Origin of the sequence: Xanthomonas hortorum pv. cynarae (genome assembly GCF_002939985.1) — a bacterium.
In the GTDB taxonomy this organism is placed as follows: Bacteria; Pseudomonadota; Gammaproteobacteria; order Xanthomonadales; family Xanthomonadaceae; genus Xanthomonas; species Xanthomonas hortorum_D.
In genome coordinates this window covers 52,701-68,882 of the sequence record NZ_MDFM01000020.1, presented here as the reverse complement: position 1 = coordinate 68,882, position 16,182 = coordinate 52,701, and the positions used below count along the sequence as shown (strand labels likewise).

The 16,182-nt window shown below is 64.8% G+C and carries 13 protein-coding genes, 3 tRNA genes and 1 pseudogene; 2 read left to right on the top strand and 15 right to left on the bottom strand.

What is annotated here, in order from left to right; translation table 11 throughout:
* The first annotated feature begins 9 nt into the window (after positions 1-9).
* Positions 10-393: a hypothetical protein gene (locus XcyCFBP4188_RS23780; RefSeq protein WP_369317823.1), complete on the top strand. Its 384-nt coding sequence runs from the start codon at positions 10-12 to the stop codon at positions 391-393.
* A gap of 69 nt (positions 394-462) precedes the next feature.
* Here the strand turns inward: XcyCFBP4188_RS23780 and XcyCFBP4188_RS14545 are convergent.
* The 13 genes and pseudogenes from XcyCFBP4188_RS14545 to XcyCFBP4188_RS14485 all read right to left on the bottom strand — a co-directional run.
* Positions 463-538, bottom strand: a tRNA-Gly gene (locus XcyCFBP4188_RS14545).
* Positions 539-619: 81 nt separating this feature from the next.
* Positions 620-693 (bottom strand) — tRNA-Cys (locus tag XcyCFBP4188_RS14540).
* A 69-nt stretch (positions 694-762) separates the two neighbouring features.
* A tRNA-Gly gene (locus tag XcyCFBP4188_RS14535) sits at positions 763-838 on the bottom strand.
* 36 nt (positions 839-874) lie between these two features.
* Complete coding sequence (pgsA, locus tag XcyCFBP4188_RS14530) at positions 875-1,507, bottom strand: CDP-diacylglycerol--glycerol-3-phosphate 3-phosphatidyltransferase (protein ID WP_006450765.1); 633 nt, start codon at positions 1,505-1,507, stop codon at positions 875-877.
* The gene (uvrC, locus tag XcyCFBP4188_RS14525) at positions 1,507-3,363 is read right to left on the bottom strand and encodes an excinuclease ABC subunit UvrC (RefSeq protein WP_046932892.1); all 1,857 of its coding nucleotides are present in this window, start codon (positions 3,361-3,363) and stop codon (positions 1,507-1,509) included. The genes pgsA and uvrC overlap by 1 nt, the downstream gene beginning before the upstream one ends.
* A complete protein-coding gene (locus XcyCFBP4188_RS14520) occupies positions 3,360-4,778 on the bottom strand; it encodes a hypothetical protein (RefSeq protein WP_006452737.1) in 1,419 nt (472 codons plus the stop codon). Before XcyCFBP4188_RS14520 ends, uvrC begins: the two co-directional genes overlap by 4 nt.
* A 23-nt stretch (positions 4,779-4,801) precedes the next feature.
* A complete protein-coding gene (locus tag XcyCFBP4188_RS14515; RefSeq protein ID WP_104592358.1) occupies positions 4,802-5,266 on the bottom strand; it encodes a low molecular weight protein-tyrosine-phosphatase in 465 nt (154 codons plus the stop codon).
* The gene (gene kdsB, locus XcyCFBP4188_RS14510) at positions 5,263-6,042 is read right to left on the bottom strand and encodes a 3-deoxy-manno-octulosonate cytidylyltransferase (RefSeq protein ID WP_104592357.1); all 780 of its coding nucleotides are present in this window, start codon (positions 6,040-6,042) and stop codon (positions 5,263-5,265) included. The genes XcyCFBP4188_RS14515 and kdsB overlap by 4 nt, the downstream gene beginning before the upstream one ends.
* Before the next feature lie 325 nt (positions 6,043-6,367).
* Positions 6,368-7,405: a tetraacyldisaccharide 4'-kinase gene (gene lpxK / locus XcyCFBP4188_RS14505; protein WP_074057446.1), complete on the bottom strand. Its 1,038-nt coding sequence runs from the start codon at positions 7,403-7,405 to the stop codon at positions 6,368-6,370.
* Positions 7,402-9,171 carry a lipid A export permease/ATP-binding protein MsbA gene (gene msbA, locus XcyCFBP4188_RS14500; RefSeq protein ID WP_006449593.1) on the bottom strand — a complete coding sequence of 590 codons (1,770 nt, stop codon included), beginning with the start codon at positions 9,169-9,171 and terminating at the stop codon, positions 7,402-7,404. The genes lpxK and msbA overlap by 4 nt, the downstream gene beginning before the upstream one ends.
* Positions 9,168-9,632, bottom strand: a complete 465-nt coding sequence (locus tag XcyCFBP4188_RS14495; RefSeq protein ID WP_006449594.1) for an ExbD/TolR family protein — start codon at positions 9,630-9,632, stop codon at positions 9,168-9,170. Before XcyCFBP4188_RS14495 ends, msbA begins: the two co-directional genes overlap by 4 nt.
* A gap of 3 nt (positions 9,633-9,635) precedes the next feature.
* On the bottom strand, positions 9,636-10,298 hold the full coding sequence (locus XcyCFBP4188_RS14490) for a MotA/TolQ/ExbB proton channel family protein (protein WP_023904085.1): 663 nt from the start codon (positions 10,296-10,298) through the stop codon (positions 9,636-9,638).
* Positions 10,192-12,723: pseudogene (locus XcyCFBP4188_RS14485) on the bottom strand (DNA internalization-related competence protein ComEC/Rec2); the annotation flags it as partial. The pseudogene XcyCFBP4188_RS14485 and the gene XcyCFBP4188_RS14490, both read right to left, overlap by 107 nt.
* A gap of 198 nt (positions 12,724-12,921) precedes the next feature.
* Here XcyCFBP4188_RS14485 and XcyCFBP4188_RS14480 point away from each other — a divergent pair.
* Positions 12,922-13,986, top strand: a complete 1,065-nt coding sequence (locus XcyCFBP4188_RS14480; protein WP_074057443.1) for an SDR family oxidoreductase — start codon at positions 12,922-12,924, stop codon at positions 13,984-13,986.
* Between the two features lie 222 nt (positions 13,987-14,208).
* Here XcyCFBP4188_RS14480 and lolD read toward each other — a convergent pair whose 3' ends face one another.
* Together lolD and XcyCFBP4188_RS14470 are read right to left on the bottom strand one after the other, a co-directional pair.
* A complete protein-coding gene (gene lolD / locus XcyCFBP4188_RS14475; protein ID WP_074057442.1) occupies positions 14,209-14,943 on the bottom strand; it encodes a lipoprotein-releasing ABC transporter ATP-binding protein LolD in 735 nt (244 codons plus the stop codon).
* Positions 14,936-16,177 carry a lipoprotein-releasing ABC transporter permease subunit gene (locus XcyCFBP4188_RS14470; protein WP_104592356.1) on the bottom strand — a complete coding sequence of 414 codons (1,242 nt, stop codon included), beginning with the start codon at positions 16,175-16,177 and terminating at the stop codon, positions 14,936-14,938. The genes lolD and XcyCFBP4188_RS14470 overlap by 8 nt, the downstream gene beginning before the upstream one ends.
* Positions 16,178-16,182 lie beyond the last annotated feature (5 nt).

Sequence of the window (16,182 nt, the reverse complement as noted above, 5' to 3'; positions counted from 1 at the left end):
CCGTCGCCGGTGCACAGATGCCGGCGAACTCAGCTCAGGCGACAGGCCTTGCAACATGAGGCATTGGTCCCCGCCGGCACCCACTCCCAGACAGCCAGTGGCAAGTCACGTGAACCGATGTGGCCGGCGCAGGTGATCGGCAACATTTCGCATGTAGCGCGCTTGGCAGCTGCGGCGGTTGTACGCAGTGGCCGATGGCGCGGTATCGACATCGATCTGGAGCACGTGGTCGGCGCCGATGCACGCAACGCTCTTCGGTTTTGTCGATCCGCAGACCGTGATCACCTACCGCACCTGGTGAGTCGTACCGCGATGTCTTCAGCGCAGCCGCGCATTGCCGACGCAAGATCGATAGAGATTAAGAGTTGCCGACAGACTGCCGCGCAAATCTGAGGCAACAAAAAAGGGCCTTAAGGCCCTTTGATGCGATCGACTGAATCTTGCGATTTCATCGTTCTGATTTGGAGCGGGAAACGAGACTCGAACTCGCGACCTCAACCTTGGCAAGGTTGCGCTCTACCAACTGAGCTATTCCCGCGTGGAGCGAAATTGTACAGCTTGTTGCTTCATTACGCTAGCCCAATTCATCTCGATGGATGCACAAAGCAGCGCTGCAATATGGAGGCCTGGGCCGGAATTGAACCGGCGTACGCGGATTTGCAGTCCGCTGCATAACCACTCTACCACCAGGCCGAAATATCAAATCCCAGGCATCCCGCCCTTTAAACAACGAGACCCCGGACACGGGGCCTAGTCTACATCTGGAGCGGGAAACGAGACTCGAACTCGCGACCTCAACCTTGGCAAGGTTGCGCTCTACCAACTGAGCTATTCCCGCTTGGGAGGCGAGATTCTACAGCGCACAGCATAGCTGTCAACTGTTGCTCTCGATTTTCTTCGGCTTGTTGGTGATCGCCGCTTTTTCGTCTGCACGCAGACTAGGCCATGCCGCATGCAGGTACTGAAATCCCGACCACAGCGTCAGCAGTGCGGCGATCGCCAACGTCCAGTAACCGGCGCGGAAGATCAGATTGCCGAACCAGATTTCGTGCGTGGGCATCTGCCCGGGCGTGACCGAATACAGCAGGCAAAGTAGCGCGACCATCTGCGCGGTGGTCTTGATCTTGCCGATCGCCGCCACGCGCACCTTGGCACGCTGGCCGATCTCGGCCATCCACTCGCGCAGCGCAGAGACGGCGATTTCGCGGCCCACAATCACCGCCGCCCAGAATGCCATCCACGGCGTCGGGTGGCCTTGCACGATCAGAAACAGCGCCACGGCGACCATCAGCTTGTCGGCCACCGGGTCCAGGAAGGCGCCGAAAGCGGAATACTGGTGATACCTCCGTGCGACCCAGCCATCCAGCCAGTCGGTGATGGCAGCCAGCCCGAACACGCCGGCAGACGCGAAATTGGTCCACGTGTACGGCAGGTAGAACACCACGACCAACACCGGGATCATCAAGATCCTCAGCAGTGTCAGCCACGTGGGGATGGTCAACTTCATTACGGACTCGACTCGCCTGCCGCATCGGGGAGCGCCAGCCCATGCAGGTTAGCGTAGATTCGCGCGGCGAGTGCGGCATTGACCCCATCCACGCGTGCAATCTCGGCCTCGCCGGCGGCTTTGAGCCCGACCAGACCGCCGAAATGCTTGAGCAGGCTCGCGCGACGGCGCGGGCCGATGCCGGGGATATCCTCGAGCTTGCTGGTCATGCGCGCCTTCTGGCGGCGGCCGCGGTGACCGGTGATCGCAAAGCGATGCGCTTCGTCGCGCACCTGCTGGATGAACTGCAGCGCCGGCGATGCCGCACCGGGGCGCAGCTCGCGGCCGTCGGCCATGACCAGTGCCTCGTGCCCCGCCCTGCGCTCCTCGCCCTTGGCCACGCCGACCAGCAGCACGTTCTCGATGCCCAGATCGGCCAGCGCGCCCTTTGCCTGCGCCAGCTGACCTGCGCCGCCGTCGATCAGCAACACATCCGGCAGTACACCGTTCTCTTCCACCGCGCGCCGAAAGCGCCGCTCGATGGCCTGGCGCATCGCGGCGTAGTCGTCGCCCGGCGTGATCCCGGAAATATTGAAGCGCCGGTATTGACCGCGCACCGGGCCGCTGGCATCGAACACCACGCACGAGGCCACCGTCGCCTCGCCCATGGTGTGACTGATATCGAAACACTCCACCCGCTTGACCTGCTCGGCAAGCCCCAGCATGTCGCGCAGTGCTTCGCTGCGTGCGTGCTGCGCGCTCTGGCTGGTGAGTTCGGTGACCAGGGTCAGCTGTGCGTTGCGCGTGGCCAGCAGCAGATAGCCGGCACGCTCGCCGCGCACGTTCCACTTCAACGTCACCTTGTACTCGGCGGCGCTACTAAGCGCGGCTTCGATCAACTCGGCATCGGGGATTTCGCGATCGAGCAGGATCTCGCGCGGCGGCGAATGTTCGGCGTAGTACTGCGACACGAACGCACCCAGGATTTCGTCGGCGCTGTCTTCGCCATTGGTCTTGGGGAAGAACGAACGCGTGCCCAGGTTACGGCCGTCGCGAAAACTCAACAGCAGCACACACGCCTGGCTGGCTTGCGTGGCGCAGGCCAGCACATCCAGGTCGGCCGCGCGGCCGTCGACGTACTGGCGGTTCTGCATGCTGCGCAGCGAGGACAGCAGATCGCGCAGACGCGCGGCGCGCTCGAACTCCAACGCTTCGCTGGCCTGCTGCATCGACTGCATGATCTCTTCGCCAAGCTGGTCGCTCTTGCCTTCCAGGAACATCGTGGCGCGGCGTACCGATTCTGCGTAGTCGGGCGCGGCGACCAGGTCCACGCACGGCGCGCTGCAGCGGCCGATCTGATATTGCAGACACGGCCGCGAGCGATTGCGGAACACGCTGTCTTCGCAGCTGCGCAGCTTGAACAGCTTGTGCATCAGGCTCAAGGTTTCGCGCACGCCGGTCACGCCGGTGTACGGGCCGAAATAGCGCCCCTGCACCGCACGCGGGCCGCGGTGCAGCGCGATGCGCGGCCAGTCTTCGCGCGTCAGCAACACATACGGGTAACTCTTGTCGTCGCGCAGCGAGACGTTGTAGCGCGGCGACAGCGACTTGATCAGCTGGTTTTCCAGCAGCAGCGCTTCGGCTTCGCTGCGGGTCACGGTGACGTCCATGCGCGCCACCTGCGACAGCATCGAGGTCAGCCGCGCGTTCTTCGGCGTGCCGTTGAAATAGCTGCCCACGCGCTTGCGCAGCGCGCCGGCCTTGCCCACGTACAGCAGCGTGTCGTCGCCCGCATACATGCGGTAGACGCCGGGCGCGGTGCTCAGTTGGGCAGCAAATGCCTTTCCATCGAAATCAGCTTGGGGCCTTGCGCTCATTCTGCTATCGAAACATCGCTCAGTTCGCCGCTTGCAAGGTCGTAACGCAAGACGGCATGGGCATCGGTCTCGGCAATCCAGACCGCACCTGCGGCAACCGCCAGCCCGGCCGGGCCATGCAGGCGGCGCGGCAGCTCGACCGTGGTCAGTTCGCCACCGCCCAGACGCAGGCAACGCAGACGGCCGTTACCGGTGTCGGCGATCCACAGCAGCGGAGAATCGGCGGCCAAGGCAATCGCTTGCGGAAACTGCAGGCGGGCGGTGCCGCGTGGGCCGTCCTGGTCGCCGAACAGCCAGGTGCCCTGCCCGCCGACCAGGGTCTGCACCAGATCGCCGCGCAATTGCATGGTGCGGATCGACGAACCCAACCCGTCACAGACGTAGGCCACCTGCTGCACCGCCGCCAATCCGGCCGGTTGCGCGAAGGCGGCCAGATGGCCGCTGCCATCGCGGATTTCGAGCGAGCCGGTGCCTGCGCGCGCGGTCAATGCGGCGCTACCCAGGTGATAGCTCCAGATGCGGTTGTCGCCGGCCATTGCAATCAACACCTGGTTGTCGGCGATGGCCAGACCTTGCGGGTAATTCAGCGCAGACGCGCTGGAGGACGCCAGCGGGCCTTCGACCGGCTCGCCGGAGCGACCGGTGCCGCACAAGGTGTCGACCTGCCCGCTGCGCAGGTTGATGCGGCGCAGGGCGTGATTGCCGGTGTCGGCGACATAGAGCTGGTCGCGCTCCAGCGCCAGGCCTTGCGGACGTCGAAACGCCGCTTCGCCGACGCCACCGTCGATCAGATCGGCATTGCCATGGCCGAACTGGCGCAACACCCGCCCGCCATGCGTGCATTCGAGCACGCGGTGGTGGCCGGTGTCGGCGATATACAGGCGGTCTTCGGTGGCGGCCAGGCCGGTCGGAAATTGCAGTTCCAGGCGCGGTTCGGCTTCGCGTTCGGCCACGCCATGCAGGTCGATATCCGACGGCGGTTGCTGGCCTTCGCACAGCGCCACCAATGCCTTGTCCAGATCGCCGGTCACGCCCACCAGACGTTGACGCTCGCGGCCGTAGGCATCGAGCAGCACCAGCGTGGGCCAGGATTCGATACCGAAGCGGCGCCAGGTTTCCCAGTCCTTGTCGAGCAGGATCGGCGCACTCACACCATGCCCGCGCAGTTGCTTGAGCGAGCGTTGCGGCAAGCGCTCGCTATCGAAACGCGGCACCTGCACCACGATCACCTGCAACCGCCCCGGGCTGCGCGCCTGCCAATGGGCCAGCTCGGCCAGGCGCTCGGCGCACCACACCGAACTGGCATTGACGAACGCCAGCACCAGCGCGCGTCCACGATGCTCCTGCAAGGTGGATGGCCTGGCATTGAGCCAGGTAGGGAATTCCGGCAGTTCCTGGGTGAGCTGGGCAGTCATCCGGTAATTATGCCCAAGCCCGATTAGCTGCGGGTGAGCCTGGCCACGGTCTGGCTTGCAGCGGTGTCGACCAGCTGCCAGGCACGCTCGAAATCGTCCATGCCGCCGGTGTAGGGGTCGGGGATCTCGTCGCGCTCTGCAACGCCCGCCCATGGCAGCCAGAGTGCGACCTTGTCGCGCAGCGGCGCCGGAGCAAGCCGCTGCAGATCGCGCAGATTGCTGTTGTCGGCACACAGCACCCAATCGAAGTGTTCGAAGTCCGCTGCACGCACCTGACGGGCGCGCAATCCGGAAATATCCACGCCATGACCGCGTGCGCAGCGAATGGCGCGCGGGTCGGGTGGCTCGCCGGCATGCCAGTCGCCGGTGCCGGCCGAATCGACCTCGATCCGCCGCGACAACCGCGCTTGGTCCAGCCGCGCACGCAAGGCGCCCTCGCCCATCGGCGAGCGGCAGATGTTGCCCAGACACACGATCAGTACCTTCATGCCGACGCCACCCGCGTCTGCGCACGCGCCAGATCGTCCGGTGTATCGATGCCGGGCGGAAACTGCTCCGGCGTCAACGCCACTGCGATGCGGTAGCCAGCCTCCATCACGCGCAATTGTTCCAGCGATTCGATGCGCTCCAGCCCGCCGGGCGGCATCGCCGCAAAACGCTGCAGAAATCCGGCGCTGTACGCATAGATACCGATATGGCGCAGCCACTGACCGGCATCGGGCAAGCTCTCACGCGGATTGGCGAAGCTGTCGCGATGCCAGGGAATCGGCGCGCGGCTGAAGTACAGCGCATCGCCGCGCGAAGTGCGCACCAGCTTCACCACATTCGGATCGAACAGCTCGTGCGCGCTGTCCACCTGCGCGGCCAGCGTGGCCATTTCGGCGCCGGAGTGCAGCAGCAGCTCGGCGACTGCGCGGATACCGGCAGCGGGCGCGAACGGTTCATCGCCTTGCAGATTGACCACGCAGGTATCGGCCCCCCAGCCGGCGATCCGCGCGCATTCGGCAAGCCGGTCGGTCCCCGACAGGTGCTCGCTGCCGGTCATCGCCACATGCACGCCGGCCAGGCCGTCGATCGCCTCGGCAATGCGCGCATCGTCGGTGGCCACCCAGACCTCACGTGCCCCTGCGAGCAGTGCCCGCTCTGCCACATGCTGAATCATCGGGCGATCGCCAATCAACTGTAGCGGCTTGCCCGGCAACCGCGTAGAGGCGTAGCGCGCGGGAATGGCGACGACGAAATCTGCGGGCGTTATGATGGTCATGCGTGCGCGCTCTGGGATGCAGGAAAAATTGGAGAAACGAAATAACCGAATCGCATGATGTATCTATGTGATTGAGCGAAATAACGGTATTCAGTTGGAGCAACGATGCGCTACATCAGCACTCGGACGCCGCTGCATGCACTGCTCGCAACCATGCGCACCGACACTCTCGACTGGTCCTTGCCCGCCCACCGTCGCGGGACCTTACGCGGCATGGATGCCGCGTAAGAGCCTACATGGATGTACTTGCGGCGTGTCCCGCGACGGTGGGCGGGCAAGGACCCCGCAGCCAAGCAGCAGATCACCATTGCCAGAAAAACCGCACTCACACACCCTGCCGACTCGCCAACTTGTCCAGACGATCCAGCAAACTCACCCAGAACGCGGCCGGCAACTCCGCCTTGAGCGGCACGCTGTACAACCACTCGTCGGCAAACGGCCTGCACTTCACTGCGTCCTTTTCGGTCATCAGCACCGGCAAGCGGCTGCCGAAACTGAAATCCGCAGCGCGATACACGTGATGATCGGGGAAGGCATGCGGCACCACGCCAATGCCGCGCGCGCGCAGCATCGCAAAGAAGCGTTCCGGATGCGCGATCCCGGCCACCGCGTGCACGCGCTGCCCGGCGAGCATGCTCAACGGCTGCACACGCTTGCCATCCATCGGTTGCACGCTGTCGATGCTCAGGCGCATCTGCCACTCGCCGAAACCGGCGTCTTCAGGTGTCTGCGGTGTCGCCGCAGCGCTGCCCTGCCCCAGATTGACCACACGGAAATCGCAATCGCCCGCACGCGCTGCAGGTTCGCGTAGCGGCCCGGCCGGCAGCAGGCGCCCGTTACCGTAGCGGCGTTGACCATCGACCACTTCGATTTCCACATCGCGCGCAAGCCGGTAATGCTGCAACCCGTCGTCGCAGACGACGATGTCGCATCCGGCTTCGACGAGTGCGCGTGCCGCGGCCAGACGATCGCTATCCACGCGCACGCGCGCGCCGGTTTTCCAGGCGATCAATACCGGCTCGTCACCGCCGAGCGCTACAGGCGTATCCGCTTCGACCCAACGCGCCGTGCTCGATTCGTCACGGCCATAGCCACGACTGGCAACGCCCGGCGTCCAACCGGCTTCCTGCAATTTGGTCACCAAGGCGATCGTCAGCGGCGTCTTGCCGGTGCCGCCGGCCGTGACGTTACCCACCACGATCACCGGCACCGGCACGCCGTGGCGCTTGCGCCAGCCGCGGCGATACAGCGCGCGTCGCAGCGCGATGGCAGCCCCATAGACCGGCGCAAGCATGCGCGCCGATAGCGGAATCGGCGCATTGTCGTACCAATAGCCCGGCGTGCGGGCGCCGCGCTTGCTCATGCCTGCCGTTCGCGGAACTGCATGCCGTGCAGGTGCGAATACAGCCCGCCCTGCGCCAGCAATTCACTGTGCGTACCACGCTCGACGATGCGGCCCTGATCCATCACCAGTACCTGGTCGGCATGTTCGATGGTGGACAGGCGGTGCGCGATCACCAGCGTGGTGCGGTCCGGCATCAGCTTGTGCAAGGCATCCTGCACCAGCCGCTCGGACTCGTTGTCCAGCGCGGCGGTGGCCTCGTCCAGAATCAGGATCGGCGCATCCTTGAGCATCGCGCGCGCGATCGCCAGGCGCTGGCGCTGCCCGCCGGACAGACGCCCGCCCTTGGTGCCCACGTGCGATTGCAAACCGTCCGGCAACTGCACGACGAACTCCATCGCATTGGCACCCAGAATCGCGCGCTCCAACTGGCTCGCATCTGCGCTGCGCATTTCGCCATAGGCCACGTTGTCGGCGATGCTGCCGTCGAACAACATCACCTGTTGGCCGACCAGCGCGATCTGCCGACGCAGATCGGCCAGCGCATACGCCTGCACCGGATGACCGTCGAGCAGGATCTGCCCGGCCTCGGCCTCGTAGAAGCGCGGAATCAGCTTGATCAGGCTGGATTTGCCGCTGCCCGAGCGCCCGACGATCGCCGTCACCGTGCCCGGCTGCGCAACAAAACTCACCCCCGCCAGCGCCGGATTCACCTGACCCGGATAGCGCGCGGTGACATCGCGGAATTCGATCAAGCCCTTGGCACGTTTGAGCGGGATGGCGCCCTGATCGGGCTCGTCCGGGCTGTCGAGCACCGAGAACAGGCGCTCGGCCGACGCCAGGCCGCGCTGCACCATGTTCTGCACATTGGTGAGCTGTTTGAGGCCAGGAATAATCGTCAGCATCGAGGTCATCAGCACCACAAAGTCGCCTGCGGTCAGCCGCCCGGCCAGTGCCTGCGCACCGGCCACGAACAGCAGCGCCGACAACCCGATCGCGCCGATCATCTGCACCGTGGCAGTGGAAATGCCACGCGTGGATTCGACCTTCATCGCCAGACGCAGATTGCGGTCGGCCAGTGCGCCGTAGCGCTCCATTTCGGTCTGCTGCGCGCCGTAGATCTTGACCTCCTGATGGCTGGACAAGGTCTGATCGGCTGCCTGCAACAGATGCGCGCCGCTCTCCTGGATGCTGTGGCTGATGCGGCGATACCGCCGCGCCACCTTGTCCATCACCCACGCCAGCACCGGCGCCAGCACCAGAATGGTCAGCGTGACCTGCCAGCTATGCCACAGCATCAGCGCCAACGCACCGATCACCTGCAACGACTGCTGGATCATCACCTTGACCGCATCCACCGCCGCCTGCGCCACTTGATCGGAGTCCGAACCCAGGCGGATCAGCATCGACGGCACCGGCTCGGAATCGAACCGCGAACCCGGCAGACGCAGATACTTGGACATCACCTTGACGCGCAGATCGCGCGCGATGCTGCGCGCGGATTTGCCCATCGCCATGTCGGTGATGTAACCGGCAATGCCGCGCACCACAAACAACAGGATGATCTGCACCGGCAGCCAGCGACTGACTTCGGCGTTCTTGTAGATGAAGGTTTCGTCGGTGATCGGCTTCATCAACGCCAGAAAGCCGGTGGTGCCCGCCGCTTCGACCAGCGCGGCAATCAGCGCGGCGATCAGCAACAGACGGTACGGCTTGGCGAAGGCCAGCAGGCGACGGTACGTGCGCCAGGACGAGACTGGCGCCGGGCGGTCGTTGGAGATGTTCACTGGCGGGTTCCGTGCTTGCTTGTCGTGCCGGTAGTACCGGAAGTGCCGGTTTCGGGAGCAGTCGCAATCGCGATGCGCCGAAAGCCGAGTTGCCCCAGGGCATCCTGCGCGGTCACTACGGCCTGATATGGCGTACGCGCATCGGCGCGCATCAGCACCGTCTGCTCACGGTCATCGCCAGCGATCTGCGCGATGGTCTGCTTGAGCGAATCGACATCCGAACGCAGCACTTCCTGGTCGTTGATGAAGTAACGCCCATCGGCATTGACCAGCACGCTCAACGCACGTGGCGGCGCACTGGTGTGTTGGTCGCTGGCAGTCGGCAGCTGCAATTGCAGCGTGGAGCGTGCGTCGAAAGTCGTGGTCACCACGAAGAAGATGATGAGGACAAGGATGACGTCAATCAATGGCACCAGGTCGATATGCGGCTCGTCCTGGCTTCGGTCACTGCCGATGCGCATCCGTCAGCCCTTTGCCATGACGGGCTTGGTACCCGCCGCAACCGGTGCCGCAGCGACCGGCATCGCACGTCCATCCATCGTATCCAGCAACAACGTGGCTTCCTGCTCCATCTCGATGATGTAGCCGGCGATGCGGCCCTTGAAGAAGCGATGCGCCATCAATGCGGGCACCGCAATGATCATGCCGGTGGCCGTGCACACCAAGGCCTTGCCGATGCCGCCAGCCAGTTGGTTCACATCGCCAACACCGTGATCGAGGATGCCCATGAACATCTGGATCATGCCGACCACGGTCCCCAGCAGACCCAGCAACGGCCCGGCCGAGGCGATGGTGCCCAAGGCATTCAGATAGCGCTCCATGCGGTGCACCACATGCCGACCGGTGTCCTCGATACGTTCGCGGATCAACTCGCGCGGGCGGCCACGCACGTCCAACGCGGCGGCGAGCAAGGCGCCCAGCGGCGAATTGCGACGCAGCGACTCGATATGGCCGGGATCCAGCTTGCCGCGCGCGGCCCAGTTGCGGACCTCTTCGCCCAGACCTGGCGGAGTCACCTCGTTGCGGCGCAGGCTCCACAGACGCTCCAGCACGATCGCCAGGGCAATCACGCCCAGCAACAGCAACGGCACCATCGGCCAACCGCCCGCCTTGACCAGCTCCAACACGATTCGATTCCTCCGGCAACGCGGCCGCCTATTCGCTGGCCGATAGGATAGCAGCCGACCGCCGCCGTTCTGCAGCATCCCACAGCCGCGGCTGCCAGCGCCGTCGCTCGCGGACCTGCAGGCCGTCGGCGCCCAGCCAGACCCGGATCGCGCCGGCCTGTGCGGTGTCGAGCAGCTCGGCGCCACTGCCCTGCCAGCGCTGCACCACCTCCGCACGCGGGTGGCCGAAGCGGTTGCCGTTCCCGGAGGACACCAGCGCCAACCGCGCGCCGGTCGCGGCAATGAAACCGGCATGCGAGCCGTCGGCGCTGCCATGGTGCGGAACGATCACCAGATCGGCGCTTAGCTCGGACAGATGCGCATGCATCAATCGACGTTCGACGATCTCGCCGATATCGCCCGGCAGCAGCGCGCTTGCATACCGCGTCTCCACCCGCAGCACGCAGCTGGACTGATTGCGCAGATACGGAAAACCGGCACTCGGATGCAGGAAGCGAAAGCGTACGCCGTCCCATTCCCACTGTTGGCCGGCATGGCAGCGCGTGCTGACGTCCAGCGGTGCATCCGGCGGCGCAGTGGTCATGGCAACCGGCAATCCCCCACGCACTGCTGTATAGCCGCCGGCATGATCGGCATCGGCATGACTGAGCACGATGGCATCCAGGCGGCGCAGGCCGAGCGCACGCAATGCCGGCAGTACCACCCGCTCGCCGGCGTCGAAGCCATCGCGCACTGCAGGGCCGGTATCGAACAACAGCGCATGCCGTTGCGTGCGCACCAGCACCGCCAGGCCCTGCCCCACGTCCAGCACCTGCACATCCGCCTCGCCGGCTGCAGGCAGTTCGCGGTCCGGACATAACAGTGGTAACCACAACAGCACGGCCAATGACTTGCCGGGCGTACCGCGCGGCAGCAACAGCCAGAACGCGCCGAGCAAGGCCAACACCAGCGCTATCGCATCGGATTCGGGCACCCACCACAACGCCACCGAGGTCTGCCCGAGCCAGACGAAGCCCGGCCAGGTCAGCTCGAAACACCAGCCGGCCAAGCGCCATGCCCACACGCCCGCGCCTGGATGGAGCGCTTCGAGCGCAGTGCCCAGCAAGGCGAGCGGCACCACCACGAAGGTCCACCATGGGATTGCAACAAGATTCGCGAATGGCCCGACAAACGACGCCTGCCCGAACAGGCTGACCGTCAGCGGCAGCAGGCCAACAGTGGCGACGGTCTGCGCCGACAAAAAGCCGCGCAGGATGGCGCGATCGTCGGACGGCAGGCACCACACCAACCAGGCCACCCCCGCGAAGCTGAGCCAGAAGCCGGCGACCAGGACGCTCAGCGGGTCCCACAGCACGACAGCCAACAAGGCGAGCGCAAGGATCTGCGCGGTCGTGGCACGGCGGCGCACCACCCGCGCCAGCGCGACCACGGCAATCATCAACACCGTGCGCACGGTGGGCAGCGCCAATCCTGCCAGCACCGCGTACGCAGCGGCGGCGAGTAATGCCGCGATGGCCGCGGCGTGGAGGCGTGGAAGGCGCGTTCCCAGACCGGGCCACACTCGCCAGAGTCCGGCAACCAGCATCGCGAAGAACGCGGCGACCAATCCGACATGGAATCCGGAGATTGCGATCAGATGGCTGAGCCCGGTCGCACGCAGCGTCGCCCAGGCCGCATCGTCCAGCCCGCGTGTGTCGCCTAGCGCAAGTGCGCGCAGATAAGGCGCTGAAGGCCCGGGCACGTGCTCGGCAATCCGCTGCGATATGCGGTCGCGCCAGGCATCCACGCCGCGCGGTGGCGCGATCTGCCGTGCGGCAGCAAGGGCACGCACGTAACCGGTCGCGGCAATGCGCTGCGCCAGTGCCTGACGTTCGGCATCGAACCCACCGGGATTGCGCAGGCCACGCGGCGCCCGCAGCTTGAGGCGCAATTGCCAACCTGCACCGGCGCGCAGTGCTGCGCGTGGACCGATGTGTTCGGCACCAAAGTCGTCGTACCAGGCCAACTGCAATAGCTTGCCGCGCAGCGATGCTGGTTGTGTGTGGTCGTCATCCACCCGCAGCTGAAAGCGCGTGCGCCGTTGCTCGGCCACCGGTAGCCCGACGATCTGGCCGCGCACATCCAGCTCGCGCGCTTCGTCTTGCGGGAGCAGCTGCGCCTGCAAGGTGCTGGCGACCTGCCAGCCCATCAGACCGAAGCCGCACAGTGCCGTTGCCGTTGCCAGCAACAACAAGATCCTCTGCGGCCGCAGCCACAGGGTCAAGCCGATACCCAGCCCACCTGCACACACAACGGTCGCATAGACCGCACGCGGCAACACCGCAGGCGACCAGGCGCACACCACCACGCCCAGCAGCAACGCCGCTGCAGCGGCGACCGCCGATCCTGCGCGCGTCGCCGAAGGCACTGGTATCGATACATCCATGTTGCAGGCCGCTATCCCGTCTGTGGTCCATCCACCGACTCAAGCTAGTCGATCCCACAGCTGGACCACAGCGGCGATCGGCGCATTAACGTGTAGGAAGACGGCTGTGCACGTGACACACGCATCACTCCGGCATGCATTCGCCTCGATTTCATGGCCGCAGCGCTATGTTCAACGCTGTCTTCGAGGAGCTCCCCCATGCGTAAAGGCATTGCATTGATTGTCGGCGTGACCGGCATTTCCGGTTACAACCTCGCCAACGTGTTGGTCGCTGATGGTTGGACCGTCTACGGCTTGGCGCGACGTCCGCTCGCTCAGGACGGCGTGATTCCGGTGGCAGCCGATCTGCTGGATGCCGAGAGCACCGCCAACGCGCTACGCGGCCTGCCGATCACCCACGTGTTCTTCTGCACCTGGACACGTCGCGATACCGAGCGCGAAAACGTCGAGGCCAACGGCGCGATGATGCGGCATCTGTGCGAGGCGCTGAGCGATGCACCGCTGCAGCACATGGCGCTGGTCACCGGCACCAAGCACTATCTGGGTGCGTTCGAGAACTACGGCAGCGGCAAGGCCGAAACGCCGTTTCGCGAAAGCGAGCCGCGCCAGCCTGGCGAAAATTTCTACTACACGCTGGAAGACCTGCTGTTCGCCAATGCAGAGCGGCACGGCTTCGGTTGGAGTGTGCATCGCTCGCACACCATGATCGGCATGGCCAATGGCAGCAATGCGATGAACATGGGCGTGACGCTGGCGGTGTATGCGTCGCTGTGCAAGCACACCGGTCAGCCGTTCGTGTTCCCCGGCTCGCAAGCGCAGTGGAACAGCCTCACCGACCTCACCGACGCTGGCCTGCTCGGCCGGCAGCTGGCCTGGGCCGGCTTGAGTCCGGCCGCACGCAATCAGGCCTTCAATACCGTCAACGGCGATGTGTTCCGCTGGCGCTGGATGTGGGGCCAGATTGCCGACTTCTTCGAACTCGAAGTTCTGCCCTGCCCCGAAACGCCAGCGCCGCTGGAAGCACGCTTGGGCGAGACCGCGCCGGCCGTGTGGGCAGAGATCGCCAAGCAGCATGGTTTGGTGGAAGCCGACGTCAACCGACTGGCATCGTGGTGGCATACCGACGCCGACCTGGGCCGCGAGATCGAGTGCGTCAACGATATGACCAAGAGCCGCGAGCTGGGCTTTCTGGACTTCTACGACAGCCGCGCCTCGTTCCTGGAACTGTTCACGCGATTGCGTGCGCAGCGCATCATTCCCTGATGCGCAAGGTCGCCGTCACATGCGTGGCGGCGACCGCGTGTTGTCGAAGCGATGGTTGACTCGATAGCGCTTGCGGGCACCACATCGTGAGCAAGCGTGTTGCTGCACCATCCGGCCGATGCATCACGCAGATGCATCAGCAACCGGAATCAGGATTTTCAACCTGAAATCTAGATTTTCAACGCTACCGAGCCGCCAGAGATTCGGGCGGCTCGGCAATGCTTACACCGCAGACGGCGCCAACTCGCGCAGCTTGCCCTGATGCAGCTCCAGCACGCGATCCAGACGCCGCGCCAGGCTGCGGTCATGCGTCACCAGGACCAGACTGGTGCGCTGGGCACGATTGAGTTCCAGCATCAGCTCGAACACGGTCTCCGCAGTCTTGTCATCCAGATTGCCGGTGGGCTCGTCGCCGAGCACGCAGCCCGGCTTGTTCACCAGCGCACGTGCCACGGCAGCACGCTGGCGCTCGCCGCCGGACAACTCGCTGGGCTTGTGCTCGATGCGATGCCCCAGCCCGACCGACTCCAGCAACTGCAATGCCTGCGCCCGGGCCACCGACACCTCTTTGCCGGACAACAGCACCGGCATCATCACGTTTTCCAACGCGGTGAATTCCGGCAGCAGATGGTGGAACTGGTACACGAAGCCCAACGCCTGATTGCGCAGCTTGCCGCGCTCGCCATCGGACAGCGCCGACATGCGACGCCCGGCCACATACACCTCGCCCGAGGTCGGAATATCCAGCCCGCCGAGCAGATGCAACAGCGTGCTCTTGCCAGCGCCGGACGCACCGACGATCGCCACCGTTTCGCCGGTCGCCACCGACAGGTCCAATCCATCGAACACCGGCGTGCGCATCTTGCCTTCGGCGTAGGTCTTTGCCAGACCCTCGGCGCGGATCACCGCCTCTGCTTGACCTGACGTTTGCACGGCCGATTCCCGGTTCTCATTCATAACGCAGCGCCTCCGCCGGCTGCGTACGCGAGGCGCGCCATGCCGGATACAAGGTCGCCAGGAAACTCATCACCAATGCGACCACGGTGATCACCACCACGTCCTGGGTCTGCATATCGGTCGGCAGGCCGGTGATGTAATACACGTCCTCCGGCAACAGCTTGACGCTGAAGATCGTCTCGATCACACCGAGAATGCGCTCGAGATTGAGCGTCAGCACGATGCCGCCGATCACCCCCATGATCGTGCCCATAAAGCCGATCAGCGAGCCCTGCACCATGAACACCTGCATCACGCCCACAGGCGACAGACCCAAGGTGCGCAGGATCGCGATATCGGCCTGTTTGTCGGTCACCAGCATCACCTGCGAAGACACCAGGTTGAACGCGCCCATCGCCACGATCAGCGACAGCAGGATGCCCATCACGGTCTTTTCCATCTTCAACGAGTGATAGAGATTGGCGTTTTCCTGGGTCCAGTCGCTGACCCGGTACGGACCATGCAACTTGATCGCAAGATCGCGCGCCACCGTCCAGGCCTGATCCATATCGTGCAGCCGCAGCCGCACGCCGGTGACGCCATCCATGCGCAGCACGCGGGCCAGGTCCTGCATGTTGACCACCGCCAGACCGCGGTCGATCCCGTTGTAGCCCGCCTCGAAAATACCGCTGACGGTGAAGCGCTTGAGCCGCGGCATCGCACCCAGCGGCGTGGCCTGGGTATCGCTGAGCAACACCACGATGCTGTCGCCGACATCCACGCCCAGCCAGATCGCCAGCTCCTTGCCGATGACGATGTTGTAGGAGCCCGGGGTCAGGCTATCCACCGAGCCCTGCTGCATCTTCTTGGCCAATACCGAGACCTTGCCTTCTTCGGCAGGAATGATGCCGCGCACGATCGCCGGCTGCTTGCGTGGGCCCTGCAGCAACGATTCGGTCTCGATGTAGGGTGCGGCACCGGCGATACGCGGGTCAGCGGTGGCGACCTCGACCGCATGCTGCCAGTCGCGCATCGGCGCGCCGTCCGCACTGACCGTCGCATGCGCGGCCATCTGCAACAGGCGATCACGGATTTCCTTCTGGAAACCGCTCATCACGGCCAGCGTGGTGATCAGCACCGTCACCCCCAGGGCAATGCCCAGGATCGATGCCATCGAGATAAACGAGATGAAGCCATTGCGCCGTTTGGCACGCAGATAGCGCAAGCCGATGGCAACCGGGATAGGTTTGAACATGCGGT